The 25,219-nt window shown below is 73.4% G+C and carries 26 protein-coding genes; 9 read left to right on the top strand and 17 right to left on the bottom strand.

From position 1 onward, the window contains the following. The first annotated feature begins 27 nt into the window (after positions 1-27). Together OG802_RS32745 and folE are read left to right on the top strand one after the other, a co-directional pair. Positions 28-498 carry a hypothetical protein gene (locus OG802_RS32745; protein ID WP_329416416.1) on the top strand — a complete coding sequence of 157 codons (471 nt, stop codon included), beginning with the start codon at positions 28-30 and terminating at the stop codon, positions 496-498. A 1-nt stretch (position 499) separates the two neighbouring features. Continuing rightward, the gene (gene folE / locus OG802_RS32740) at positions 500-1,165 is read left to right on the top strand and encodes a GTP cyclohydrolase I FolE (RefSeq protein WP_329416414.1); all 666 of its coding nucleotides are present in this window, start codon (positions 500-502) and stop codon (positions 1,163-1,165) included. 99 nt (positions 1,166-1,264) lie between these two features. On the opposite strand, the gene OG802_RS32735 is transcribed toward folE, so the two are convergent. Further along, positions 1,265-2,155 (bottom strand): YihY/virulence factor BrkB family protein, encoded by an 891-nt coding sequence (locus tag OG802_RS32735; protein ID WP_329416413.1) that lies wholly within the window; start codon positions 2,153-2,155, stop codon positions 1,265-1,267. Between the two features lie 255 nt (positions 2,156-2,410). On the opposite strand from OG802_RS32735, the gene OG802_RS32730 reads away from it, so the two are divergent. Beyond that, positions 2,411-2,779: an STAS domain-containing protein gene (locus OG802_RS32730; protein WP_329416412.1), complete on the top strand. Its 369-nt coding sequence runs from the start codon at positions 2,411-2,413 to the stop codon at positions 2,777-2,779. Between the two features lie 229 nt (positions 2,780-3,008). Here OG802_RS32730 and OG802_RS32725 read toward each other — a convergent pair whose 3' ends face one another. The 9 genes from OG802_RS32725 to OG802_RS32685 all read right to left on the bottom strand — a co-directional run bounded on the left by OG802_RS32725 (position 3,009) and on the right by OG802_RS32685 (position 10,151). Beyond that, positions 3,009-3,500, bottom strand: coding sequence for an ATP-binding protein (locus tag OG802_RS32725; RefSeq protein WP_329417589.1), 492 nt, complete (start codon positions 3,498-3,500; stop codon positions 3,009-3,011). A 157-nt stretch (positions 3,501-3,657) separates the two neighbouring features. Further along, entirely contained in the window at positions 3,658-3,996 is a 339-nt protein-coding gene (locus OG802_RS32720; protein ID WP_329416411.1) for an STAS domain-containing protein, read from the bottom strand. Next, complete coding sequence (locus OG802_RS32715) at positions 3,993-5,279, bottom strand: PP2C family protein-serine/threonine phosphatase (protein ID WP_329416410.1); 1,287 nt, start codon at positions 5,277-5,279, stop codon at positions 3,993-3,995. Before OG802_RS32715 ends, OG802_RS32720 begins: the two co-directional genes overlap by 4 nt. After that, complete coding sequence (locus OG802_RS32710) at positions 5,279-6,082, bottom strand: alpha/beta fold hydrolase (RefSeq protein WP_329416409.1); 804 nt, start codon at positions 6,080-6,082, stop codon at positions 5,279-5,281. The genes OG802_RS32715 and OG802_RS32710 overlap by 1 nt, the downstream gene beginning before the upstream one ends. A gap of 180 nt (positions 6,083-6,262) precedes the next feature. Further along, positions 6,263-6,433 (bottom strand): hydrophobic protein, encoded by a 171-nt coding sequence (locus tag OG802_RS32705; RefSeq protein WP_329417587.1) that lies wholly within the window; start codon positions 6,431-6,433, stop codon positions 6,263-6,265. 109 nt (positions 6,434-6,542) lie between these two features. After that, on the bottom strand, positions 6,543-7,388 hold the full coding sequence (locus OG802_RS32700; RefSeq protein ID WP_329416408.1) for an RNA polymerase sigma factor SigF: 846 nt from the start codon (positions 7,386-7,388) through the stop codon (positions 6,543-6,545). A gap of 163 nt (positions 7,389-7,551) precedes the next feature. Beyond that, entirely contained in the window at positions 7,552-8,712 is a 1,161-nt protein-coding gene (locus OG802_RS32695) for an oxygenase MpaB family protein (RefSeq protein ID WP_329416407.1), read from the bottom strand. Between the two features lie 115 nt (positions 8,713-8,827). Further along, positions 8,828-9,880, bottom strand: a complete 1,053-nt coding sequence (locus tag OG802_RS32690) for a polyprenyl synthetase family protein (RefSeq protein WP_329416406.1) — start codon at positions 9,878-9,880, stop codon at positions 8,828-8,830. Continuing rightward, the gene (locus tag OG802_RS32685; protein ID WP_329416405.1) at positions 9,873-10,151 is read right to left on the bottom strand and encodes a polyprenyl synthetase; all 279 of its coding nucleotides are present in this window, start codon (positions 10,149-10,151) and stop codon (positions 9,873-9,875) included. The genes OG802_RS32690 and OG802_RS32685 overlap by 8 nt, the downstream gene beginning before the upstream one ends. A gap of 381 nt (positions 10,152-10,532) precedes the next feature. Between OG802_RS32685 and OG802_RS32680 the strand changes: the two genes are divergently transcribed. Further along, the gene (locus OG802_RS32680; protein WP_329416404.1) at positions 10,533-11,528 is read left to right on the top strand and encodes a L,D-transpeptidase; all 996 of its coding nucleotides are present in this window, start codon (positions 10,533-10,535) and stop codon (positions 11,526-11,528) included. Between the two features lie 69 nt (positions 11,529-11,597). Here OG802_RS32680 and OG802_RS32675 read toward each other — a convergent pair whose 3' ends face one another. Beyond that, positions 11,598-14,714 carry an AfsR/SARP family transcriptional regulator gene (locus OG802_RS32675; RefSeq protein WP_329416402.1) on the bottom strand — a complete coding sequence of 1,039 codons (3,117 nt, stop codon included), beginning with the start codon at positions 14,712-14,714 and terminating at the stop codon, positions 11,598-11,600. Between the two features lie 317 nt (positions 14,715-15,031). Here OG802_RS32675 and OG802_RS32670 point away from each other — a divergent pair, with 317 nt between their 5' ends. Next, positions 15,032-15,511 (top strand): hypothetical protein, encoded by a 480-nt coding sequence (locus OG802_RS32670; protein ID WP_329416400.1) that lies wholly within the window; start codon positions 15,032-15,034, stop codon positions 15,509-15,511. Positions 15,512-15,697: 186 nt separating this feature from the next. Here the strand turns inward: OG802_RS32670 and gdhA are convergent, their stop codons facing one another. Continuing rightward, positions 15,698-17,044: an NADP-specific glutamate dehydrogenase gene (gene gdhA, locus OG802_RS32665; RefSeq protein ID WP_329416399.1), complete on the bottom strand. Its 1,347-nt coding sequence runs from the start codon at positions 17,042-17,044 to the stop codon at positions 15,698-15,700. 408 nt (positions 17,045-17,452) lie between these two features. On the opposite strand from gdhA, the gene OG802_RS32660 reads away from it, so the two are divergent. From OG802_RS32660 to OG802_RS32650, 3 genes are all read left to right on the top strand, one after another. Then, entirely contained in the window at positions 17,453-17,869 is a 417-nt protein-coding gene (locus tag OG802_RS32660) for an SRPBCC family protein (protein WP_329416397.1), read from the top strand. After that, a complete protein-coding gene (locus OG802_RS32655) occupies positions 17,869-18,318 on the top strand; it encodes a MarR family winged helix-turn-helix transcriptional regulator (RefSeq protein ID WP_329416396.1) in 450 nt (149 codons plus the stop codon). Before OG802_RS32660 ends, OG802_RS32655 begins: the two co-directional genes overlap by 1 nt. 180 nt (positions 18,319-18,498) lie before the next feature. Beyond that, positions 18,499-18,765 carry a GlsB/YeaQ/YmgE family stress response membrane protein gene (locus OG802_RS32650; RefSeq protein WP_256911496.1) on the top strand — a complete coding sequence of 89 codons (267 nt, stop codon included), beginning with the start codon at positions 18,499-18,501 and terminating at the stop codon, positions 18,763-18,765. A gap of 100 nt (positions 18,766-18,865) precedes the next feature. On the opposite strand, the gene OG802_RS32645 is transcribed toward OG802_RS32650, so the two are convergent. Next, positions 18,866-19,843, bottom strand: coding sequence for an alpha/beta fold hydrolase (locus tag OG802_RS32645; RefSeq protein ID WP_329416395.1), 978 nt, complete (start codon positions 19,841-19,843; stop codon positions 18,866-18,868). A 405-nt stretch (positions 19,844-20,248) separates the two neighbouring features. On the opposite strand from OG802_RS32645, the gene OG802_RS32640 reads away from it, so the two are divergent. Next, on the top strand, positions 20,249-20,482 hold the full coding sequence (locus OG802_RS32640; RefSeq protein WP_329416394.1) for a WhiB family transcriptional regulator: 234 nt from the start codon (positions 20,249-20,251) through the stop codon (positions 20,480-20,482). Positions 20,483-20,605: 123 nt separating this feature from the next. Here the strand turns inward: OG802_RS32640 and glpK are convergent, their stop codons facing one another. The 4 genes from glpK to OG802_RS32620 all read right to left on the bottom strand — a co-directional run bounded on the left by glpK (position 20,606) and on the right by OG802_RS32620 (position 25,213). After that, entirely contained in the window at positions 20,606-22,123 is a 1,518-nt protein-coding gene (glpK, locus tag OG802_RS32635) for a glycerol kinase GlpK (RefSeq protein WP_329416393.1), read from the bottom strand. A gap of 24 nt (positions 22,124-22,147) precedes the next feature. Then, positions 22,148-22,993, bottom strand: coding sequence for an MIP/aquaporin family protein (locus tag OG802_RS32630; RefSeq protein ID WP_329416392.1), 846 nt, complete (start codon positions 22,991-22,993; stop codon positions 22,148-22,150). Positions 22,994-23,116: 123 nt separating this feature from the next. Beyond that, complete coding sequence (locus tag OG802_RS32625) at positions 23,117-23,554, bottom strand: DUF3592 domain-containing protein (RefSeq protein ID WP_329416391.1); 438 nt, start codon at positions 23,552-23,554, stop codon at positions 23,117-23,119. 69 nt (positions 23,555-23,623) lie between these two features. After that, positions 23,624-25,213: a carboxylesterase/lipase family protein gene (locus OG802_RS32620; RefSeq protein ID WP_329416390.1), complete on the bottom strand. Its 1,590-nt coding sequence runs from the start codon at positions 25,211-25,213 to the stop codon at positions 23,624-23,626. Positions 25,214-25,219 lie beyond the last annotated feature (6 nt).

Below are 25,219 nucleotides of genomic sequence, written 5' to 3'. Positions count from 1 at the left end.
CGCACGTCGTCCCCCGGGAGTTTCCCCATGGCCATCGCCGCACTGATCACCTGGGTGGTCACCGCCCTCGGCGGCTTCTACCTGCTCGGCACCTGGATCCGACGCGGTGGAGTACGGCAGCAGCAGAGCGGGACCAGCCGCCTGCCCGCCCTCGTCCTCTTCGGCCACTTCGCGCTGGCCGCGATCGGGCTGGTGATCTGGATCGTCTACGTCGTGACCGACCAGGACGCCCTGGCCTGGACCGCCTTCGGCCTGCTGCTGCCCGTCGCCCTGCTCGGATTCGTGATGCTGGCGCGCTGGATCCCCGTCCACCGCGAGCGCGCCGCCGCCACCACGGCCCCGTCCGCCGCCCCGGCGGCCGCCGCGACCGGGGCGGCCGACGACGCCGTCCCCGCGGAACGGCACTTCCCGCTCGCGGTGGTCCTGGCCCACGGCCTGTTCGCCGTGCTGACACTCGTCCTGGTGCTGCTCACCGCACTCGGCGTCGGAGGCAGCTGACATGACCGAGAACACGCACCGCACCCCTGCCCGAAGCGAGCGCCCCGCGCCGGACGACCTGGCCCCGGCCCGGCCCGTACGGCCCGCACTGCGCGTCGTCCACCAGCCCGGCGGCGTCGACCTGGCCGCCGCGGAGGCCGCGGCCGGCCGGTTCCTCGACGCCCTGGGCGTCTCCACCGACTCCGAAAGCCTGCGCGGGACGCCGGGCCGGATGGCCCGCGCCTACGCGGAACTGTTCAGCCCGCGCCCCTTCGAGCTGACCACGTTCCCGAACGACGAGGGCTACGACGAACTGGTCCTGGCCCGGCGGATCCCGGTGCGCAGCGTGTGCGAGCACCATCTGCTGCCCTTCGTCGGCACCGCCCACGTCGGCTATCTGCCCGGCGCCCGCATCCTCGGCCTGTCCAAACTCGCGCGCGTGGTCGAGCACTTCTCCTGCCGTCCTCAGGTCCAGGAACGGCTGACCAAGCAGATCGCCGACTGGCTGCAACTCCAGCTGGAACCCAAGGGCGTCGGCGTGGTGATCGAGGCCGAGCACTCCTGCATGACCCTGCGCGGCGTGCAGGCCGCCGGTTCCAGCACCCTGACCTCCACCCTGCTCGGGCTGCTGCGCTCCGACGCCCGCTCCCGCAGCGAGTTCCTCGCCCTCACCGGCGCGGCGGCGTGACACCGCGCGGCTCGTGGTCGCTCCCGGTCACGGCGAGCGGCCACCTGCCGGTCACCGCCTCGCTCGGCCGGTGACCGCCATGCCCTGGCGGCCGGCACGTCACTCCTCGTCGGCCGGTCCGGTCAGCTCGGCGTTGAACTGGGCTCCGACCAGCAGGGACAGGTTGGACAGCCACAGCCAGACCAGGAACACCACCACGCCGGCCAGCGAACCGTACAGCCGGTCGTAGGTACTGACGTGGGAGGTGTAGAGGGCGAAGCCCAGCGACACCGTGAGCAGGAGCACCACGGCCAGCGTCCCGCCGGGGGCCATCCTCCCGACGGGACGCGAGCGCGCCGGCCCCGACCGGTACAGGACGAGCACCAGGCCGACGGCGACGGCCGCCACCACCGGCCACCGCAGGGCGTCCCATGTGGCCTGCGGCGCGGTCCCCAGGTCCAGCACGTGCCCGAGCCGCCGGGCCAGGCCGCCGCTGAGCAGCAGGGCGAGCGTGGACGTGAGCAGCAGGGCGCTCAGGACCAGGGCCGTCAGGACGATGCGCGGCGCCGTGCGCCAGACCGGCCGGTCCGCGCTGGTGCGGTGCATCGCGTACAGCGCCCGGCGGAAGACGCTGAGGTAGCTGCATCCCGACCACAGGGCTCCCGTCCCGCCGACGAAGATCAGCGTCCACGCCGTGGAGGACTGCTCGGACATCTGCCGCAGCGTGCTGCGCAGCAGGGCGCGGGACTCGGCCGGGGCCGCCTGCACCATCCGGTCGATGACCTCGGGCTTGGCCGTGGGCACGGTCAGCCCCAGGATCGACAGGATGACCAGCAGCAGCGGGAACAGGGCCAGGACCGCGTAGTAGGTCAGGGCGGCCGCCCAGTCCGTGACGTCGTCGTTCCACACCGTCACCGGCGTGCGGCGCAGCGCCGCCCACCAACGGCCCGCGCGACCGTCCGCGGCGTCCGCTTCCCCGATGACGGGGATGCTCTCACCCTGCGTTGTCAACCCGTCCCCCAGTCATGCGACGCGACGCCCTCCGGTACGTGTCCCGGCTACCCCGCAGCGTGACCGATAGCCGGATCGCCGTCGGGCCGATCCGCGGGGGCGGGCGAGGGGGCGAGGGCGTGGCGGCGTCCGACGGCGGTGCGGGCTGTCGTCGCCGTGCAGGGCATGGTCTCACGGGTGCATGCCGCCGCGCGGGTGGGGCAGAATCGTCCGAGCACGCCGTGAGCGGGCAAGCCCAGGCGCAGCCGAGGAGACGTGAACGACATCCCCAGGGAAGACCGGCCGAATCATCTTTCCGTCGAGCCCCGCGTGGTCGACGGCGTTCTCGTCGTGGCCGTCGAGGGCGAGATCGACCACGACGTCAAGGACGTCCTCAGTCAGGCGCTGCTGTTCGACGACCGCGCGCCGGCGCCGCCACGGATCGTGGCGGACCTCAGCGGCGTGAGCTTCATGGACTCCAGCGGCGTCAACGTGTTCGTCACCGCGCACCGGCGGGTGAGCGGCGCGCAGGGGTGGCTGCGCATCGCCGGGGCCCAGGAGTCCGTCGTACGTCTGCTGCGCCTGGTGGGCATCGACGAGATCATCTCCTGCCACGCCACCGTCCAGGAGGCGCTGAACGCCTGAGGCGCCGCAGGCCGGTCGCCGCAGGCGTGCGCCCGTCGCGGCCCACGGTCGGCCCCCGGACTCACTCCCGGCGCACCGTGAACCGCGGGTGCAGCGCCCGTTCGCCCTGGATCATGTGCGAGTCCTCCGCCGGCCGGCGTGGGCCGTGGGCTCGGTGTGGGCGCGCGGGACGCCGACGTCGCGGAGGCGGCCGAGGCGGTGGTCCGGCCGCTCGGGCGGGCCGTGGTGGTCAGCCGGGGAAGAGGCCCGCGACGGCGGGTGCGGCGAAGCCGGCGGCCTTCCGGTTCGAGGCCAGGGAGAGATGGGCGGTGACGAGCTTTCCCGTGGCGCGAAGGGCGACGACGACCTTGTCGCTGACGGTGTGCACGAGGTGCATCCCGTGGCCGCCGATGCGCCGGGGGTCGACCTTCTTCGGCGCCGGCTTCTCGGTGGAGCTGTCCCAGACCGTGATGGTCAGTTCGTCGTCGGTCAGCTCGAGGGTCATCCCGCAGGGGCCCGGGGCGTGGACGATGGCGTTGGTGACCATCTCGCTGGTGGCGAGTTCGGCGTCGACGGCCAGCGTGCTCGACACCACCGTGCGGCCGGTACGCCCGGCGTTGCCGAGGAACGCGCGCAGGGCGTGGCGGGCGTCCGCGGCGCGGGCCGCGCCGTCCCCCCAGATCGCGCCGTAGCGCAGCGGGGCACCGTCGTCCCCGCACTGTCCGTGTGCAGTCTGCTTCACCAACGGGGTGACCATAGAAGGGATCTCTTTCGTTGCGTTCACCGCTCTTCGGCGCTTCGGTCCGCTCTGCTCCCTCCGTCTACCCGGGCGCCGGTCGCCCACACCGCGGGATGCCCCGGCGCGGCTCGTACCGCTCGTGCGCCGGGGTTCCGCCCGGTCAGGGCCGGGTCGCGGCGTCGCTGTCGGGGTACAGGGGGAAGATCTGGTCGAGTCCGACGACGTGCAGGACGCGCTGGGTGTGAGCGGGGACGGCGGCCAGCGCGACGTCGGCTCCGGCGGCGTGCGCGAGGTTGCGGGCCGCGATCAGGGCGCTGATGCCGCTGGAGTCGCAGAACTCCATGCGGGCCAGGTCCAGGACGAGACGCCCGCCCGGTCGCAGGGAGACCGTGGGGAGCAGGTCGGTCAGTTCGGTGGCGTGCGGATAGGCGAGCGCGCCGGCGATCTCCAGGACGGGACCTGTCTCGGCGTCTCGGGCGGTGATCTTCAGCTGGTTCATGCGCGCGTCGTGGTCCTGGGGTCGGGGGCGGGAACGCCGAGGGCGAGCAGGGCGGTGTCGTCGTCGAGTCCGTCGCCGAAGTCGTCCAGCAGGCCGGTGAGGGCCTCGATCACGGCGTGCGGGGGCTTGCCGGCGTGGCCGGCCGTGAAGTCGCGCAGGGCCTCGTCCCCGTAGAGGCCGGCGCGGTCCTCGCCGGTGCGGGCCTCGGTCAGGCCGTCGGTGTAGAGCAGCAGGGTGTCACCGGGGGCGAGGACCGTGGTCGTGGTCGCGAAGCGCGCGTCGGGCAGCGCGCCGACGAGGAAGCCGCCCGGCGTGGGCAGGAAGCCGGAGGTGCCGTCGGCGCGCAGGACGAGCGCCGAGGGGTGGCCGCCCGAGGCGATGCGGACGCCGGCCTCTCCGGTCGCGGCGTCGGGTTCGACGATGCCGAATATGGCGGTGCAGTAGCGGGGGTCGCCGCCGGTGTAGCGCTCGTGCAGCACCTTGTTGAGGGTGGAGAGCGCGGAGACGGGGTCGGGGTCGTGCAGGGCGGCGGCCCGCAGGGTGTAGCGGGTCAGCGAGGTGACCGCGGCGGCCTGGGGGCCCTTGCCGCACACGTCCCCGAGGAAGAAGGCGAAACGCTCGCCGTCGACGGGGAAGAGGTCGTAGAAGTCGCCGCCGAGCCGGTCGGGGGACGCCGTGCGGTAGTGGACGGCCGTCTCGACTCCGGGCACCGGCGGCAGCGAGTCGGGCAGCAGCGACTGCTGGAGCGCGGCCAGGGCGTCCTGGAGCCGGGTGCGTTCGGCCTCCGCCCGTCTGCGCGCCTCCTCGGCCTCCTTGCGGGCCCGCAGGAGTTCGGCCTCGTAGGCGCGGCGGTCCCGGGCGTCGAACAGGGTGGTGCGGATCAGGAGGGGGTCGCCGTTGCCGCCCTGCTTGATCACGGAGGAGACCAGTACCGGGATGCGCGCGCCGTCGGCCTTCCTGACCTCCAGGGCGATGCCGCCGATCTCGCCCTGCATGCGCAGCAGCGGGGCGAAGTGCGTCTCGTGGTAGAGCTTGCCGCCGACGCTCAGCAGGTCGGTGAAGCGCATCCGGCCGACCACCGCGCCGCGGTCCAGGCCGAGCCAGCCGAGCAGGGTGTCGTTGATCTTGGCGATGGTGCCGTCCATCAGCGTGGAGAGATAGCCGCACGGCGCGTTCTCGTACAGTTCCTCGGCGCTGTCCTCCAGCAGTGCGGCGAAGGCGGCGTCGGCGGTCCGCTCGCCGCCCGTGCCCTGCCGTTCGGGCTGCTGCCCGGTGCGGCACATCACCGTAGGCCGGCCAGGAACGCGGTGATCGCCTCGTTGGTGGCCTCCGGCGCGGACAGGTGGGGGCAGTGTCCGGTCGCGTCGAGCGTGACCAGCGTCGAGCCGGGGATCGCGGCGTGGACGAAGGCCCCGACCTCGCGGGGGGCGATGACGTCCTGGGTGCATTCCAGGATCAGGGTCGGCACCCGGACGGTCTTCAGGTCGTCCCTGGCGTCCGAGAGGAACGTGGTCCGGGCGAAGACGCGGGCCATGTCGGGGTCGGTGGCGCAGAAGCTGTTGGTCAGCTCCTCGCCGAGTTCCGGCCGGTCCGCGTTGCCCATGATCACCGGTGCCATCGCCGCCGACCAGCCGAGGTAGTTCGACTCCAGGGACGCCAGGAGCTCGTCGATGTCCTCGGCGGTGAACCCGCCCCGGTAGCCCTCGTCGTCGATGTAGCGGGGGGAGGGGGCGACCATCACCAGCGCTCCGACGCGCCGCGGCGCCAGGTCTGCGGCCAGCACCCCGATCATCGCGCTGACCGAGTGCCCGACGAAGACCGCGTCGTGCAGGTCCAGCGCGTCGCACACCTCGACCACGTCCCGGGCGTAGCCGTCGAGGGTGGCGTAGCGGTCCTCGGAGAAGGCCGACGGATCCGAGCGGCCGGACCCCACGTAGTCGAACGTCACCACCCGGTACTCGTCGGCCAGGGCCGGTACGGTCAGCCGCCACATGTTCTGGTCGCAGCCGAACCCGTGCGCCAGGACCACCGTCCGCCCCTGCGGGTTGCCGGTGACGGTGACGTTGTTCCTGCGCTCGATGTCCATGTGCCCCACCCTCTCAGACGCGGCGCCCTGCTCCCGCCCGGCCGCGTTCCGCACTCCCCACACCCGTCTTCTCCACATGCCGCACTCCAGGGCCCGTGCCGGAGCCGGTGCGCGGGCGCGCGCAGGGACCGGCCGTCGTGACGGCCGGTCCCTGCGCGCCGGCGGGTGCGCCGGATCAGGTCACCATCGGTACCAGCGGCCGCGGCTGCCGCCGGCGGAGGTGGAACGCATGACGAACCCGAGCAGCCACAGCACCAGAACGGCCAGGGCCACCCACCACAGAACCTTGACGGCGAAACCGACGCCGAAAAGGACGACGGCGAGAAGCAGCACGAGAAGCAGGGGAACCATACTCATCGACCTCCTTTTCCTCCGTCTTCCCGGTCTTCTCCCCGATACGCACGACCGGCTTCTCCCCGATACGCAGCGACCGGGCCGCGGCGGATGCCGGGCGGCGCGCTCAGTTCTGGGTGAGCATGCCTTCCCGCAGCCGGGCGAGCGTGCGCGACAGCAGCCGCGAGACGTGCATCTGCGAGACGCCCAGCCGTTCGCCGATCTGGGCCTGGGTGAGTTCCTCGACGAAGCGCATGTGGATGATCTGCCGGTCCCGGTCGTCGAGTTCGCCGAGCAGGGGGGCCAGGGCGTGGAAGTCCTCCACCAGCCCCAGCGCGGTGTCCTCGGCGCCGATGAAGTCCTGGAGCGCCGACTCGCCGTCCTCGCTGCCGCCGATCGTGGCGTCCAGGGAGGAGGAGTTGTAGCCGTTCGCGGCCAGCCGCGCCTCGCGCACCTCGTCCTCGGGAAGACTCATCAGCTCCGACAGCTCCTTGACCGTCGGGGTGCGCCCGAGACGGCCGCGCAGCTCCTCCGTGGCGCGCGCGAGATGAACGCGGGCTTCCTGGAGGCGTCGCGGCACGTGCACGGCCCAGGTGGTGTCCCGGAAGAAGCGCTTGATCTCCCCCACGATGTAGGGGATGGCGAAGGAGGTGAACTCCGCCTCCCGGGACAGGTCGAACCGGTCTATCGCCTTGATCAGGCCGATCATGCCGACCTGGACGATGTCCTCCATCTCCTCCGGCCCCCGGCCGCGGAACCGGCCGGCCGCGAAGCGGACGAGGGACATGTTCATCTCGATCAGCGTGTTGCGTGCGTAGCTGTACTCCGGGGTGCCTTCCTCCAGCACCGCCAACTGGTCGAAGAACAGCTTGGACAGCGCGCGGGCGTCCTTCGGGGCCACCCGGGAGGGATCGGCGACCTCCGGCAACTCGTGCACCCGCGCGTCCGTTGCCGTCGTGCTCATCAGCGCCATGACATACCCCTCCCACCGTAGAAAGCCCGCTTCAGGCCGCCGGTCGCCTGCTCCCGGCACAGCGGCGCGACTACCCCGGCCGCACGCCTGTATGCAGTCGCGGGTGCACTCGTCCGCGCCCGGCCGCGGCGGGGCGGCCGGGCGGGGTGGGCGCGGCGGGCGTTCAGGCGAGGGTCGCCGGCGGCGGGGTCCACCGGTGGGTGCGGGGCGTCGCGCCGGGGAGGCCGTAGTCCGGCCTGAGCTGTTCGGGGACGGCGTAGTGCATGACGCGGCCGCGGGTGAGGGACGACAGCTCCAGCACGGTGGTGAGGTGGCCGAGCCGGTCCAGGGCCCAGGCGCCGAGCGGGGAGCGGTCCTCCACCGTCTCCAGCACGCCGAGGAGCCGGGGCACGGCCTTGACGAGGGTGTCCCACCGGGTGTGCGGGACGTCGAGCCAGTCGGCGCAGGTGTCACCGACCAGGTAGCGGATCAGGGCCGAGACGACCGGGTCGAAGAAGGTGCCGGGCACGACGTCCTCGTAGAGGTCGATGAGCTGCCGGGTCAGGTGGGCGCCCTCGGCGGAGGGGCCCATGTGCCGGATCATGTAGAGGTCGAGGAACCGGCGCGCCTCCTCCAGGGTTTCGGGGACGGCGCTCTGGTCGACGCCCAGCATCGCGCCGACGACCCGCCAGGCGTAGTAGTAGGCCTCCGCGCCCTCCTGCGACATGTGGACGCCGAGGCGGTGCAGGCTGTCCAGTACGAGCAGGGAGAAGAACATCTGCCCGCCGATCATGTCCTCCTGGCAGATCGGCGTGCCCAGCGCGTCGACGTCCCACCGGTTCTCGCGGCGCAGGTGGTGGCGGATGGAGGCGTGCAGGAGGCGGACCTTCTGCGCGGCGGGCAGGAAGCGGCCGCCGGCCTCGAAGGCGTCGGGCTGCATCAGGTGGACGGTGAACTGGCCCGTCTCCGCCATCCGTTTGGAGGGGTACTTCAGCCCGTGGGTGGCCGACAGCAGTCTCGCCACGTGCGGGACGACGTAGCAGGCGGGCATGGAGGCGAAGGAGAGCGCGGTGGAGATGTGCACGTTGTTGTCGATGAAGAACAGGCGTGCCTTCTCCATCTCCGACCAGTCCACCCAGGACGGCGGGGCGCCGGTGGCCTCCAGGTACTCCCGTGCGACGTCGGGCAGGCCCGGCGGCAGGGGTGCGCCGGCGGTGGAGACGTAGCGCATCAGGGTGTTGAACCGGCCGACGTCGCCGCGTTCGAAGAGGGCGGCGACGGTCGCGTCGGCGAGTTCGTCGCCGGCGTGTCGAAGGGCGTTCATCGACGCCTCGGTGCAGGTCATGCGGGGCTCCTTGCTGCTGGTGCGGGACCTGTCGGGACCGGACGTGCGCAACGGCCGGCGGACGGGTGCGGGTCGGCGGCGTGCCGGAGTGCGTGCCGGTCGGCGGGACGGCGGGTCAGGACAGCCGGTCCGCCGCGGACCGGGCCAGGTGGGTGAGGGCGCGGGTGGCGTGCGACGGCGCACCCCATGCGCGCAGCGCGTCGAGCGCCTCCTCCACGCGTGCGTCGACCATGGCCTCGACGCGGTCGGGGGCCTTCAGCCGGCGCATCACCTCGCGCACCGCGTCCAGCGCCCGCGCGTCCGCGCCGCGGCGGCCGAGCAGGTCGCGCAGCCGGGTGCGGTCCGCCTCGCCGGCGAGGCGCCAGGTCTCGGCCAGCAGCGCGGTGGGCCGGTTGCCGCGTACGTCGTCGGCGTTGGCCTTGCCGGTGCGGCGCGGATCGCCGAACAGCCCCAGCAGGTCGTCCCGGAGCTGGAACGCCTCGCCCAGCGGCAGGCCGTAGGCGGAGTAGCCCTCCCGCAGCCGGGCGCCCGCGCCGGCCAGCGCGCCGCCGATCAACAGTGGCTGCTCGACGGTGTACTTGGCGGTCTTGTAGCGGATCACCTTGAGCGACGCGGCCGTGTCCGGACCGGTCCCGGTGCGCAGGATCTCCAGGCACTCGCCGGCGATCAGCTCACGGGCCATCACCGCCCACAGGGGGCGGGCCCGCGCGAGGTAGGCGGCGGGCAGACCGCTGGCGGCGAACAGCTGCCCGGCGAGCGCCATGAGCAGGTCGCCCACCAGCATCGCCAGCGATCTCCCGGTGGCGTCGGCCCCCGGACGCCCGGCCACGGCGGCGCGCAGGGCGACATGGGCCGTGGGGCGTCCGTGCCGCAGGGGGCTGTCGTCGATGAGGTCGTCGTGCACCACCGCGGCGGCGTGCACGAGCTCCATGGAGGCCGCGGCCCGCACGAGCGCGTCGCTGTCCGGCTGTCCGGCCGCCCGCCAGCCCCAGTAGCAGAAGGCCGCCCGCAGCCGTTTGCCCTCCCCGACCGCCGCCTCCAACTGCCCGGCCACCGGCGCCAGGAGGGGATCGACGCGGGCGAACTCGTGGGCCTCCTCCGCGACGAAGCGGCGCAGCACGTCGTCGACGCGGGCCTTGAACGCTGCCTGCTCCCACCCGTCAGACATCGCCTGCGGACCTGAGGGTCTCGGCACGGCGGGCGAGGATCTCCAGGTACGCGGGCGGCACGGCCGCGTACCTGTCGAGGACCAGTCGTCCACGGGCCGTCAGATCGTGCTCGGCCTGCGCCGCGAGTTCCGCGGCGTCCGAGCGGCGCAGCAGCCCGCGGACCGCGCCCAGGGCGGAGCCCAGCGTGCTCACCGCCAGGTCCGCCAGTCCGGCCGCCAGCAGCACCGCCTGCTGGTCGAGCCCGCCGTGCTGTCCCGTTTCTCGTGTCATCGTCTTCCCCACCCGTAGGACGTCCGGGCGGCGCCGGTCACGCGCCGCTCCCGCGAGCATGGCGTCCGGGCGGGCGCGGCGGAGCGGGAACTCACGGTCGGGTGATCGACTAGCTCGCCTGTGCGGACGGCACGGCTGCGCGGCGGTGGGCGGGAGCGGGCGGCCGGCGTCGCCGGGGGCGGTCGCGCACGGGGCCGGCGGCCGGGTTTGGCGGCGGTGCGCACGGGCACCCGCCCTGCTCACGCGGCGGGGGGACGGGCGTCCGGGCGGGGAGCCTTGGGACACCTTTTACGCGGTACGTGCAACTGAGGGTCGTCCCGCCGCCGTCTGAGAGTGAGTCGGGCCCGTGGGGGCCGAAGGGCGAGAGAGCGGGGACAGGTCGTGGGACGGCGCAAGGGCGGCATAGGGATCGCACTCGTCACGGGTGTGATGCTGGTGGGCGCGACGGCCTGCGGCGGGTCCGGAGGCGCCGGCGACAAGGCCGGTGGCGGCGGCGACGCGAAGGGCTCGGGCACACCGCGTGCGAGCGCCTCGCCCTCGCCGACCAAGCCGGCCGGCCCGCCGATGCTGCTGGAGACGATCACTCCGCAGACGGGAACCACGGTCGGCGTCGCCATGCCGATCTCGGTGGTCTTCACCGACCCGGTGGCGGCCAGGGCGCGGGCCACGGTCGAGAAGCACCTGAAGGTGAGCGCCTCGCGGCCGGTGCCCGGCGCCTGGCACTGGTTCGGCGACAAGCGCGCCGACTGGCGGCCCAAGGACTACTGGCCTTCCGGCACCACGGTGAAGATCGACGCGGACCTGAACGGCGTCGCCAACGGCAACGGGCGCTTCGGCGTGCGGGCCTACACCCACACCTTCAAGATCGGCGACGACGTGCGCGCCGACGTGTCGGTGACCGGCCACACCATGAAGGTGACCCGCGACGGCAGCGCCGTGCGCACGCTGTCGATCAACGCGGGCAGCGCCGAGTACCCGACGTGGAACGGCACGATGGCCGTCATCGACAAGGAGAAGGAGGTCCACATGACCTCCTGCAGCGTGGGCATCAGCTGCGACAAGGGCAGCCCGAACTTCTACGACCTGACGCTGCCCTGGGACGTCCACCTGACCCAGTCCGGCACCTATGTGCACTACTCGACCGGCGACCCGAACCCGGGCAGCGGCAGCGCGCGCGGATCGCACGGCTGCGTCCACCTGTCCCTCTCGGACGCCAAGTGGTTCTACGACCAGGTCAAGCAGGGCGATCCCGTCACCATCACCGGTTCGCCCCGGGCCAAGGCCCCGGCCGACAACGGTTACGCCGCCTTCAACCTGGGCTGGGGCGAGTGGCTCGCGGGCAGCGCCTCCGGCGAGCAGACGACCGCCACGCTCTGACGCCCGGCGGCGGCGTCCTCAGCGGCGGCGCCGCCGCCCGACGCGGCCGGGGCGGTGCGTGGCCGTCCGTCAGTCGGCCGTCATGGACAGGAGCGTCTTGCGCGTCTCCTCCGCGCGGGGAGAGCCCAGCGCGGTGTAGAGGGCGAGCGCCTCGCGCAGGTGACCGACGGCGCTCGTGTGCTCCCCCAGTTCCCGGCGGACGAGGGCCGAGCCGATGTGCGCGCGGGCCTGTTCCTCCTGCTCGCCGATGCCACGGGCCAGTTCCAGCGCCGCCGCGTGCGCCTTCAGGGCCTCGGCGTGCCGCCCCGCGCCGTGCAGCGCCTCGCCCAGGCCGTTGAGCGCGCCCGTCTCGCCGTACCGTTCCCCGGTCCGCCGGAAGAGGGCCAGGGCCTGCCGCTGACGTTCCGCGGCCTCCTCGTGTCCGCCCCGGCGGCACAGCGCGTCTCCCAGGCCGGACAGCGCGTGGGCCTCTCCCCCGGTGTGTCCGAGCCGCCTGAACAGGGCGAGGGCCTGCTCGAAGCGCGTGGCCGCCGCCGCGTGGTCGCCCAGCCGCGCCAGGAGAATGCCCAGGTTGCCGAGGGCGCTGGCCTCGCCGAACGCGTGGCCCGTCCGCCGGTACAGGGCCAGCGCCTGCTGGTACCGCTCGATCGACGCCTGGTAGTCCTCCAGCAGTTCCTGCACGATGCCGAGGTTGTTCAGCACGTCGGCCTCGCCGTGGACGTCCCCCACCGCGCGGAACAGGTCGACGGCCCTCTCGTGGTGTTCGGCGGCCTCCCGGTACCCGCCCTGAAGTTCGTGCAGCACGCCCATGTTGGTGAGATGGCGTGCCTCGCCGGCCCGGTAGCCGATGCGACGGCACAGGGCCAGCGCGTCCGCGTGCCGGCGCCGGGCGCTCTCGTAGTCCCCGAGCCGCCGGTGGACCGCGCCGACGCAGGCGAGGACGTCGACCTCGCCGCGGACGTCCCCGACCGCGCGGGCGGCGCGCACGGCGTGCGTGTGGACGGTCAGCGCGTCGGCGAAGTGCCCCGAGCGCTCGTAGTGGCGGTGCAGGGTGGTCGCGATCCGCACGGTGTGCCGGGACGGGCCCGGTTCCTCGGTCCTGGAGCACAGTGCCACCAGGGTGGGCTGCGCGGCGCGCAGCCACGCGCGGCACTCGTCGGCGGTGCGCAGCGGCGGCAGCCCCGTGCGGGGCTGCTCGACGGCGGGACGCAGATGCCGTTCGGCGGGGTACAGCACGTCCATCGCCGCCGCGGACGCCGCGAGGCAGTGGTCCAGCAGACGGTTCATGGCGGCGTCGCGGGCGGCCCTCTCCTCGTGCCGGCCCGCGAGTTCCGCGGCGTAGGCGCGCAGCAGGTCGTGCATGCCGTGACGGCCGGGACCTGTGCGGTGCAGCAGGTGCGCGCGGGCCAGCGCGTCCAGGGAGCGTCGCGTCCGTGCCACGCTCTCGCCGGTCAGGGCGGCGGCGCCGTGCACGTCCGTGTCGGGGCCCGGGTGCAGGCCCAGCAGCCGGAACAGGCGCGCCTCCTGGTCGGGGAGGCGGTCGTAGGACCAGGAGAAGACGGCCCGGACGGCGGCCCGGGGATCGCCGTCGCCGCTGTCCAGCAGGTCCAGGCGCCGCCGGTGGTCGCGCAGTTCGTCCACCAGCGGGGCCAGGCTCTCCCGGCGGCGCGCCAGCACCAGTTCGGCCGCCACGCGCAGGGCCAGCGGCAGCCGCCCGCACTGTTCGGCGAGGGCGGCGGCGGCCGCGGGGTCGGCGTCGACGCGCGGCCCGACGAGCGCGCGCAGCAGGGTGAGCGCCTCCTGCGGGGTGAGGACGTCGAGGATCACGCGGTGCGCGCCGTGGACCGAGACCAGCGACGACAGCGAGTCGCGGCTCGTGATCACGACCTTGCAGGTGGGGCTGCCGGGCAGCAGCGGGCGCACCTGCGCGGCGGAGGCGGCGTTGTCGAGGAGGACGAGCAGCCGGCGTCCGTCGACCGCCGTGCGGTAGCGCGCCGCCCGCTCGTCGAGCCGCAGCGGTATCTCCTGGCCGGGGACGCCCAGCGCGGTGAGGAAGCCGGCCAACGCCTGCGCGGCGGAGACCGGTTCGTCCGGATCGTAGCCGCGCAGGTCGACGTAGAGCTGTCCGTCGGGGAAGGCCTCCCGCATGCGGTGCGCCCAGCGCACGGCCAGCGCGGTCTTGCCGACGCCCGCGGTGCCGGAGACGGCGGAGACGACCACGGCCGGTCCCGCGGCGCCGACGTCCGGGCGGCCGTCCGGGATCAGGTGCCGGGTGAGTTCGGCCAGTTGCTCCTCCCGTCCGCTGAATTGGCCCACGGCCATGGGGAGTTGGGCGGGTACAGCGACGGCGGCCGGGGCGGGCGCACCCGTGGCGGTGGGCGCCGGTGCCCCGCCCGCCGCCTCGTCGCGGCCGGCGGCGCGCAGCGTCTCCTCGTGGATCTCACGGAGTTCGCGGCCGGGAGGCACGCCCAGTTCGTCCGCGAGCCTGCGCCGGACGGCGGCGTACGTGTCCAGGGCCTCGGCGGTCCGGCCGGCGTCGGCCAGGCCGCGGACGACCGCCGCGGCGAGCGGCTCGCACAGCGGGTGCTCCGCCAGTAACGGCTGGAGCACCGTGGGCACATCCTGCGGCTTGTCCTGTCTGAGCAGGACACGGGCCCAGGCGAGCGCGGCCTCCACCCGCTCCTGCGTCCAGGCGGCCCGCGTGCGCTCCGCCCAGGACCCCGGCAGCCCGGCCAGCGGCACGCCACGCCACAACCGCAGCGCCTCCTCCAGGAGTTGGGCCCGTCGCTCGTCGTCCAGTCGGGGCTCGCGCGCCTGGACGACTAGGGAGCGGAACCGGAGCAGGTCGACGGCGCGTTCGTCCGCCTCCAGTACGTAGCCCCCGGCGGTCCGGGCGATGCGCGGCGGCGCCGGGGGTTCCTGCCCGTCGGCGGCCTCCGTCGCGGCCGCGCCGGCCGCCGTGTCGTCGAGGAGCCGGCGCAGTCGGCTGATGTGCGCGTAGAGCACGGAGCGGGCCCCGTCGGGGGCGTCGGCGTCCCACACGCGTTCCACCAACGTGCTCACCGGGACCGGACGTCCGGCGTCGGCCGCCAGCGCCGCGAGGACCGCTCGCCGACGCGGCTGCCCGGCGTCGACGACACGTCCCGCGACGCGCAGTTCCAAGGGTCCGAGCAGGTACAGGTTCATCGTGCCTCACGTGGGGACGGACGGGGGGAACGGCGGACCGGCGGCGGGAGACCCCGCTCCCCGGGCGGGCCGGGGTCGCCGTCGGCCCTCCGCCCTGCGCTCCGGGGCCGTCACCGGACGGCCGTCACAAGGTTTTCGCAAGGTTCACCGTAGATCCTCAACTCACGTGCCGTCAGGCGGATCGCGGCAGACGCCGTGCCCCGCCGGGAACGCCGGCGACGGCCCGCCGGAGCCTCCGGGGAGCGCACCCGCCAACCGCACCGCGGCGGTCGCGCGAGGCGTGGGCCGAGCTGACGCAACGAGAGATGGGAAGTGCCATGCGCAAGATGATGTCCCGGGCGAACCGGACGGCCGTCGCCGCCGTCGCCACCGCCCTGCTGGCCTCCGGAGCCGTCGTGGCCGGGGCGACGAACGCCTCCGCGGACGGCTGTGTGGGTTCCCTGTGCGGCGCGGTGAAGAACAGGACCGGCCAGACGATGCACTACACCATGAGCCTCGGCTCGGGCCCCCACTACTGCGACGTGTGGAACTGGGGCGGGGGCACCGGCAGCGAGTTCAATCACGCCAAGTGCAAGCAGGAGTCGTTCGGCAACGGCACGCGCGGCGGCAACGGCACCGGCAAGGACGTCGACGCGTTCACGTTCGCGAACCACGGCTACCACGAGCGGTTCTCGCGGGTGGGCACCTGGCACTGGCGCGCCAAGGGCGTCTGGACGAAGATCCGCACCGGGGAGATCGCCGACTGCGGCATCGGCGACAACAACGAGACCTGGTGCACCGTCCTCGTGCAGGCCTGACACCCCGCCTGACGGCGCACCCGCGCCGGAGGCGACGCGACGTACGGCGCCCGGCCACCGGGCCGACCGTGCGTCGGCCTCGCGTGGACCGGCGCGCACAGGGGAGGCGCCGGTCCACGCGGGCGTCCGCGCCGCCCGGGTCGTGGACCCTCAGCGGCCGCGCATGACGCCCTGGTGCGTCATGCGTCAGACCACGCCCTGAGCCGTCATCGCCTGGGCCACGCGCAGGAAGCCCGCGATGTTCGCGCCCAGGACGTAGTCGTCAGGGGCCCCGCCGTAGGCGTCGGCGGTGGCGCGGCACTGGTCGTGCACACGCTGCATGACGGCCGCCAGCCGCTGCTCCGTCTGCTCGAAGGTCCACACGTCGCGAGAGGCGTTCTGCTGCATCTCCAGGGCCGAGGTGGCCACACCGCCCGCGTTGGCGGCCTTGCCCGGCCCGAACAGGATGCCCGCCTCCCGGAAGATCTCGACGGCCTCCGGGGTGCACGGCATGTTGGCGCCCTCGGCGACGGCCCGCACCCCGTTCTTCACCAGCGCCGCCGCGTCGGGCGCGTGCAGTTCGTTCTGCGTGGCGCACGGCAGCGCGACGTCGCAGGGCACGTCGAAGACCGAGCCCCGCTCGGAGAACCGTGCCGTGGGCCTGGCCTCCGCGTACGCCGACAGCCGCGCCCGCCGGGCCTCCTTGACCGTCTTCAGCAGCTCCAGGTCGATGCCGTCCTCGTCGACCACGTACCCGGACGAGTCCGAGCAGGCCACCACCGAGCCGCCCAGCGCGTGCACCTTCTCGATCGCGTACACGGCCACGTTCCCGGAGCCGGACACCACGACCTTGCGGCCGTCGAAGCCGTCCGCGCGGGTGGCCAGCATCTCCTGGGCGAAGTAGACCGCGCCGTAGCCGGTGGCCTCGGTGCGGGCGTGGGAGCCGCCCCACGAAACGCCCTTGCCGGTCAGCACCCCCGCCTCGAAGCGGTTGGTGATGCGCTTGTACTGGCCGAAGAGATAGCCGATCTCGCGCCCTCCGACGCCGATGTCGCCCGCGGGGACGTCCGTGTGCTCGCCCAGGTGCCGGTACAGCTCGGTCATGAACGCCTGGCAGAAGCGCATGACCTCGCCGTCGCTGCGGCCCTTGGGATCGAAGTCCGAGCCGCCCTTGCCGCCGCCGATCGCGAGCCCGGTCAGGGCGTTCTTGAAGATCTGCTCGAAGCCCAGGAACTTCACGATGCCGAGGTCGACGCTCGGGTGGAACCGCAGTCCGCCCTTGTACGGGCCGAGCGCGCTGCTGAACTCCACGCGGAAACCACGGTTGACCTGCACCCGGCCCGCGTCGTCCACCCACGGCACCCGGAAGATCAGCTGCCGCTCCGGCTCGCACAGCCGGTCGGCGATGAACGATTCCACGTACTCGGGATGCGCCTGCAGGGCCGGCGCCAGCGTGTGCAGCACCTCGCCCACCGCCTGGTGGAACTCGTTCTCCCCGGGGTTGCGCCGGCAGACTGCCGCGTAGACGGCCTCGATGTGAGCACTGGGATTCATACGCGTCTGCTCTCCTGTTCGTCCGCCAGGCGCTCTCGCCTCGTCCGGCACGCCCGGCCGCTGTTCCGTCCATGAATACGCACGACAGGTGTCAGCGTGTCAGGCGGGACGCGGCGAGGACGGGACATGAGGCCGCCGCCGGGCCTTCCCCGGCCCGGATTCACCTGCTTCGCCCCCGAATTCCCCCGGCTCGCCCGAACGCGCGCGCTTCCCTCGATGTGACGACCCCTCGATCCGCCGACGCGTTGATCGCCGCCCCGCGCCGCTTCCTCACCCGCCGTACGCGAGCCGCTGCCCGCCCGGTAGCGCGGGTACCGGCCTTCGCCGGCGAGCCGTCTCCGTCCCCTCGACAGATAGTCTGTGCAGAGATAGTCTTCGAGCAGAACATCGACACGAGGAGACCGCACCATGTGGAACTACGAGCACGCCGTCGAGGCCGCCGCCGCCCCCGAGGCGATCTGGCGGCTCTGGGCGGACGTCGAGAACTGGGGCGCCTGGAACGCGGAGATCGAGAAGACGGAGATCGACGGCCCGTTCGCGACCGGCGCCCGCATCACGATGACGCCCCCCGGGGAGGAGCCGATCGCCCTGCGGATCGCGGAGGTGACCGAGGGCGAACTGTTCGTCGACGAGGCCCGGTTCGGGGATCTGCTGCTGCGGACCGTGCACCGGATCGACCGGCTCGGCGAGGGCCGCGTCCGGGTGGTGTACCGGATGGAGATCACCGGTCCGGGCGCCGACGAGGCCGGGGCGCGGATCGGTCCGGGCATCACCGCCGACTGGCCCGACACGATGGCCGCGCTGGTCGAACGGGCGGCGCGCTGATGCCGCTCAGCCCCGGCGACAGCCCCGGTCTGCTGCTCTGGCACGCCACGCTGCGCTGGCAGCGCGAGCTCACCGCGGTCCTGGCGCCCCTCGGCCTCACGCACGTCCAGTTCGTCCTGCTGGCCTGCGCCTGGTGGCTCAACTCCCGGGGCGAGCACCCCAACCAGCTCACCCTGGCCCGCCAGGCGGGCACCGACGTCAAGATGACCTCGCAGGTCCTGCGCACCCTGGAACAGAAGGGACTCGTCGAGCGGGAGGTGGACCCGGCCGACACCCGCGCCAAGCGACTGCGGGTCACCGACGCCGGCGCGGACCTGGCCCCCCGCGCGATCGCCGCCGTGGAACGCGCCGACGCGCGCTTCTTCCGGCCCGTGCCCCTCGACGAGGCCCTGCCCCTGCTGCGCCGCCTGGCCCACCCCGAACCGGAGACGCCGCCGGCCTCACCGTGACCTGCGGCGCCCGTCACGGGACCGGGACCGGGGCCCTGACCGGGAGCACGGTCCGGGGCCGGGCGTCCCGTGGCGCGCCGAGCGCAACCGCCCGGGCCCCGCACGGCGTCTCCACCTGCGCGAACCGGAGTCACACCAGGGCAGCCGGCACGCACCGACCGACTCTGGAGGACGTACGACGTGGGCATCATCGGCTGGATCATCCTCGGCCTGCTCGCCGGGGCCATCGCCAAGATCCTGCTTCCCGGGCGCGACCCGGGCGGCTTCATCGGCACCACCCTCATCGGCATCGCCGGGGCCTTCGTGGGCGGCTGGATCTCCGCCCGGTTCCTCGACCGGCCGGTGGAGAAGCACTTCTTCGACCTGTACACCTGGGGTGCGGCCGTCGGCGGCGCACTGGTGCTGCTCGTCGCCTACCGCCTGCTGTTCGGCAACTCCCGGGACTGACCGGCGCGTTCACCGCCGCCGTCGGCGTCGCGGCCGCCGACCGCGGCGGTGACGCCGACCGCGGCGAGGGCTTCGACGGGCGGACGGAGGGCCTCAGTCCTCAGTCCCGGAGTTCGCCGCGCAGTTCGGTGAGGAAGTCCACGAGCGCGGCGTTCACCTCCGCCGGGCGCTCCTGCTGCGTCCAGTGTCCGCACCCCTCCAGCCGCACCGGCTCACGCCGCAGGCTGGGCATCAGGTCAGGCAGTGCCGCGATGAGTTCCGGCGTGCCCGGGAACGCGGGCACCAGGTCGCGGTCCCCGTACACGTACAGCGCGGGCACGTCGACGACGGCCTGGTGCCAGGCCGCCGTCAGCTCCCAGTTGCGGTCGATGTTGCGGTACCAGTTGAGCGCGCCGGTGAAGCCCCCGGAGAAGCTGTCGGTGAGGACGTCCAGGTCCGCCTCGGTGAACCACTCGGGCAGGACCTCCGGATCGGGCATCGTCTCCAGCCAGCCCCGGCCGTGCTCGACCAGGGGCTGCCTTCCCTCCGCCGCGGCGGGAGCCTCGCCGGACGCCATGTGGAAGAACTTCCGCAGCGTCGTGCGCGGGTCCTTCGCGAACTCCGCGTCCGCGACGCCGGGCCGGTTGAAGTAGTTCCAGTAGAACCGGCCGCCGAACATGCGGTCCATGACCCCGAGCGGCGGCTGCGTACCGCGGAACGGCGGCGGCACGCTGAGCCCGGCCACCCCCAGCACGATGTCCGGCCGGAGCAGCGCGGTGTGCCAGGCGACCGGCGCGCCCCAGTCGTGTCCGACGACGTACGCCTTCTCCTCGCCGAGCGCGTGGATCAGACCGACGACGTCGCCGACCAGGTGCAGGATGCTGTAGGCCGCCACGTCCTCGGGGTGGTCGCTGCGGCCGTATCCCCGCTGGTCGGGTGCGACCACGTGGAAGCCGGCGGCGGCCAGCGGGCCGAACTGGTGCTGCCAGGAATGCCACGACTCGGGGAAGCCGTGCAGGAGCACGACGAGGGGGCCTTCGCCCTCCTCCGCGATGTGCAGCCGGATCCCGTTCACGTCGATCATTCGATGGGCAGCCATGTGCGGAAGCATAGGCCTTCTGGCTTCTGTTCTTCGAACCGAGGATGGATCCGCCGGCCGCGGCGACGGTCCGCCGGGCCCGCCGTGCGGCTGCGTCCCGAGCAGCCGGCGGGTCGGTCGACGTTCCGTTTTCCGGCATCCGGAATCTGTACCGAACGCGTGAAAAGTCCTATATTTCTACCTACCTCTGCCGGGTCGTGCGGTGCACCGAGCGCCGCTTCGACGGGTTGCCCGCACGAGGGTGACCGAAGAACCACGCGGAGGTGGTGGTGATGTTCTCTCGTTCTGCCGGTCGCTCCTTCCCGCATCCGGACCCGTGCCCCCGTTCGCGACCGCACCCGTACGCGCACGCCGAGGCCGGCGTCGTCGGACAGGCGACGGGCTTCCCGGGAGGGGAGGCGGCGCGTGAACTGGCGTGATCTGGCGGAATGCCGTTTCGAAGATCCCGAGCTCTTCTTCCCGATCGGGGAGGACGGCCCCTCGCGACTCCAGATCGACCGGGCACGGGCCGTCTGCAACCGGTGCCCCGTCGTGACGGCCTGCGGCGACTGGGCGCTGCGCAGCGGTGAGTACGACGGCATCTGGGGCGCGATGACGGCAGGAGAGCGCCGGGCTCTGCGCCTGTGGCGCGGGAACTGAGCCGGTGCGGGCGGCCGTCGGGCGGATCCGGCTCCCGGCCGCCCGGTGCCCCGGCCGTCCGCCGGGCCTCGGGACACGGACGGGCGCCGCCCGACGCTCGCGGGCGGCGCCTGCCGTGGCCGGCTACTCGACCTCGGCCCAGTCGAGGGTGCGTTCCACCGCCTTCTTCCAGCCCGCGTATCCCTGCGCGCGCTGGTCGTCGGACCACTGGGGCTCCCAGCGCTTCGACTCCTGCCAGTGGGTGCGCAGTTCGTCGGTGTCGCGCCAGAACCCGGTGGCCAGGCCCGCCGCGTAGGCGGCGCCGAGCGCGGTGGTCTCGGCGACCACCGGACGGCTGACCGGCACGCCGAGGACGTCGGCCTGGATCTGCATGCACAGGTCGTTGGCCGTGACGCCGCCGTCGACCTTGAGCACGTCGAGGTGGACCCCGGAGTCCTGCTCCATGGCCTCGACGACGTCGCGGCTCTGGTAGCAGATGGACTCGAGGGTCGCCCGGGCCAGGTGGCCGTTGTCGTTGTACCGGGCCAGCCCGACGATCGCGCCGCGGGCGTCGGAGCGCCAGTACGGGGCGAACAGGCCCGAGAAGGCGGGCACGAAGTACATCCCGCCGTTGTCCTCGACGGTGCGGGCGAGTGCCTCGCTCTCCGCCGCGTCCTTGATGACCTTCATCTGGTCGCGCAGCCACTGCACCGCCGAGCCGGTGACGGCGATGGAGCCCTCCAGGGCGTAGATCGCCGGGCTGTCGCCGAACTGGTACGCCACGGTGGTGAGCAGTCCGTGCTGCGAACGCACCAGCTCGGTACCGGTGTTGAGGACGAGGAAGTTGCCCGTGCCGTAGGTGTTCTTGGCCTCGCCCGGCGCGTAGCAGACCTGTCCGACCGTGGCCGCCTGCTGGTCGCCGAGCACCCCGGTGATGGGAATGGCGGCACGCAGCGGCCGGGAGGTGCGGGTCACGCCGAACGCCTCGCGGTGGGAGGACGGGTGGATGGCGGGCAGCATCTGCCGGGGGATGTCGAAGAAGCCCAGCAGCTCGTCGTCCCAGTCGAGGGTCTCCAGGTCCATCAGCATGGTGCGGCTGGCGTTGGTCACGTCGGTGGCGTGGATGCCGCCGTCGGGACCTCCGGTCAGGTTCCACAGCACCCAGGCGTCGGTGTTGCCGAAGAGGGCGTGCCCCTGCTCTGCCGCCTCGCGGACGCCGTCGACGTTCTCCAGGATCCACTGGATCTTGCCGCCGGAGAAGTAGGTCGCCGGCGGCAGTCCCGCCTTGCGGCGGATCACGTCGCCCTTGCCGGAGCGTTCCAGGGCGGCCGCGATGGAGTCGGTGCGGGTGTCCTGCCACACGATGGCGTTGTAGTACGGGCGTCCGTTGCGCGGGTCCCACACCACGGTGGTCTCGCGCTGGTTGGTGATGCCGATCGCGGCCAGGTCCTCGGGGGTGAGGTTGCCGTGCCGCAGCGCGTTCTGCATCACGGAGTTGGTGCGCTCCCAGATCTCCACCGGATCGTGCTCGACCCATCCCGAGCGCGGGAGGATCTGGGCGTGCTCCAGCTGGTGCTTCGCCACCTCGTTGCCGGCGTGGTCGAAGATCATGAATCGGGTGCTGGTGGTGCCTTGGTCCACCGCGCCCACGAAGTCAGCCATGGGTTGCCGCCTCTGCTCTGGGGGTCATTCCTCGGGGGACGGAACGCGGCCGGGGGGCTCCGGTTCCGCCGCGGGCAGGAACCGGCCGATGAAGGCCTTGTAGAGTCCGGCGCCGAGCAGGCCGCCGATCAGGGGCCCGACGATCGGCACCCAGAAGTAGAGGTTCCCGTACTGATCTCGCCATGCTGTGCCGTAGCCCGTGAAGTAGCTGGCCAGCCGGGGACCGAAGTCACGCGCGGGGTTGATCGCGTATCCCGCGTTGGTCCCCCAGGCCATGCCGATGGCCACGACGATCAGACCGACGATGAACGGGGCCAGATTGGCGCCGGGCGGGTTGTTGAGCAGGTCCGTGACGGCGAGGATCAGCAGCAGCAGGATGGCGGTGCCGATGACCTGGTCACGGAACGCGCCCCACTCGTGGACCGGCAGGTTGGGATTGCCGTTGGCGGGGAGCGTGGAGAACACGAACTGCGTCTTGATGGTGTGTCCGGGGTCGACCTTCGCCAGCGCCTCGGTGTAGTTCCACCGCACGATGAGGGCTGCGACGAAGGCGCCCGCGGTCTGGGCCAGCGCGTACGGTGCGACCTTGCTCCAGGGGAAGCCCTTGAACGCGGCCAGCGCGACCGTCACCGCCGGATTGAGGTGGGCGCCGCTCAGCCGCGCGGCGACGTAGACGCCCAGGGTGACGCCCAGGCCCCAGGCCCAGGCGATGCTGTCGTGGTTTCCGAGTCCTCCCGGCGGCGTCGTGAGCGCTCCACCGGCGACCACCTGGGCCACCACGCCACAGCCGAAGAGGATGAGAATCATGGTGCCGGCGAACTCGGCCGACAGTTCGCCGACCAGTCCGGACCTTTTGAACCGCTCAGCCATGGAAGCCCGCTTCCCGCCGGCGCGGAGCCGGCACGTCGACTGCTCGAGGTCTCCCGTAGAACAGCATAGGGCGATCATGGAGCAAGCGCACAAACGGGAAGATCCGGGCCCGGAGGGCGACGGTCAGCGGGCGAGCAGCCCCGTCAGCAGCCGGACGAGCAGCGCCAGCAGCGTGCCGGCGGTGAGCAGCGATCCGACGGCGGCGAACACCCGGTCGACGGTCTTCGTGTCCCAGCCCTGGATCTCGAACCGGCCGGGATCGGTCGCGTCGTACCGGACCGTCACGGCGGCGCCCACCGCCCAACGGCCCTCGACGGATCCGCGTCCCAGCCTGGACGGGTACGCGCACGCGGTGCCGTCCTGGGCCGTCCAGGCCGCGACCGGGTGGTGGTAGCGGGCTCCGTCGTCGTCGCGCCTGACGTCGTGCCGGACGATCCGTCCCGCCGCGGTCACCCCCGTGCGGCGCAGCGCCTCGGCGCGGCGCAGTCCGCAGGCGCCGACGGCGAGGAAGACGACGCCGATCGTGAGCGGGACGAGGGAGAAGAGCCATGCGCGTTCCATAGGGGGTGCGACGCGTGGACGGGGGCGGCGGTTGCGGGTGAGGCGATGATCACCGTGCGCGTGGAGCGGTCACCGTCGAGCCGGTCCGAGGGCGTCCCAGAACGCGCAGTGGTGACGGCTGCGCGTGGTGCGGGTGGGGACGATGCGGTCCGGCGCCAGGGACAGCGCCGTGCGGCGGGGCCAGTGCGGCGCGGACGGGCCGTCGGGGTCGCCGGTGCGGGCGAAGCGCGTCCAGTAGCCGATCATCGCGTCGGCCAGCCGGTGCTGTGCGGCGGTCAGGGCGCGCGGGCGTCCGCCCAGGTCGAACAGGTAGGGCAGTTCGCTCGCGTGCGGTGCGCCGAGCGGGAAGGGCGGCGGGCCCGGGATGAGCGGCGGGGCGTGCTCGTCGGCGAACTCGTAGCGCCGGACCGGTACCCGTGCGGCGAGCAGGCGGGCGGTGGCCGCCGTCGGGCAGGCGAAGTCGGCGTCGCCGATGACGGCTCCGAACACGGGGCCCCCGTCGGTGCGGTGCACGGGGTACTCGCGGACGATCGCCGGGGCCTGCCCCGGTGCGGGGAAGAAGGCGGCCACGACGTCGGGCCAGGTGTCGGGGTCGACGGGATTGCCGGCCCGGACGATCCCGGCGGCCCAGGCGTTGCCCTCGTCGTGGTTGCTTCCGATGAGCACGGGGACGCGGTGGAAGCGGCCCGAGGCGATCGCCGCCCCGGGGGCGACGGGCAGCAACGGGGTCCCGTACGCGGGCTGTTGGTCGGCGCCCTGGGCGGCGAGCAGACGCGCGACGTCCACGCGGCGCAGGCAGGCCAGGGCGTCCCGGGCGGCGCGGCAGCCCACCTTCGCCGCGAGGTCCCTGCCCGCCGCGTTCGCCGTGGGCAGGGCGGCGGACGACGGGGCGAAGGGCCGGTCGGGGCGGCCCGTGCACGGCCCGCTCTGGATGATCGCCCGGTCGAAGAGCCGCGCGGCGGCGGGCGAGGCGAGCTGGGCGCAGACGCTGTAGCCGCCCGCCGACTCGCCGGCCAGCGTCACGTTGCGCGCGTCCCCGCCGAAGGCGCCGATGCCGGCGCGTACCCAGCGCAGCGCCGCCTGCTGGTCGGCGAGACCGAAGGTGCCCGAGCCGGGCAGCCCGGCGTGCGCGAGGAAGCCGAGCGCCCCGAGCCGGTAGTCGACGGTGACGACCACGACGTCGCCGCGGGTGGCGAGGCGGCGGGCGTCGTACGAACCGGCCGCGCCGGTGGTGAGACCGCCGCCGTGCAGCCACACGATCACCGGCCGGGGATGCGTGGGGCGTGCGCCGTCGGGCGTCGTGACGTCGAGCCGCAGGCAGTCCTCGTCGGTGCTGCCGCCGGGCACCTCCCCGGCGGGCTGCGGACAGGCGCTCGCGGGGCGGGTGGCGTCCAGGACCCCGGTCCAGGGGGACACGGGTCGGGGCGCGGCCCAGCGCAGCCTGCCCACCGGGGGCGCGGCGTACGGGATTCCCAGGAAGGTGCGGTAGCCGTCGTGGGCGGCGCCCCGCACCGGCCCGTCCTGCGTGCGCACGGTCGTGGCCGCGGCGCGGGCCGGGGCGGGTCCGGGAGTCGGCTGGGAGCGGGCGGGGGCCCCGGCCGTCGTGAGCACGACGGTCAGGGCACAGCCCAGGGCGGTCAGGACGCGGTGCGGACTCATCGTCTC

The organism is Streptomyces sp. NBC_00704, from assembly GCF_036226605.1.
Taxonomy (GTDB): domain Bacteria; phylum Actinomycetota; class Actinomycetes; order Streptomycetales; family Streptomycetaceae; genus Streptomyces.
Note: the sequence above shows the minus strand (reverse complement) of the source record. Positions and strands in the feature narration are given on the sequence as shown.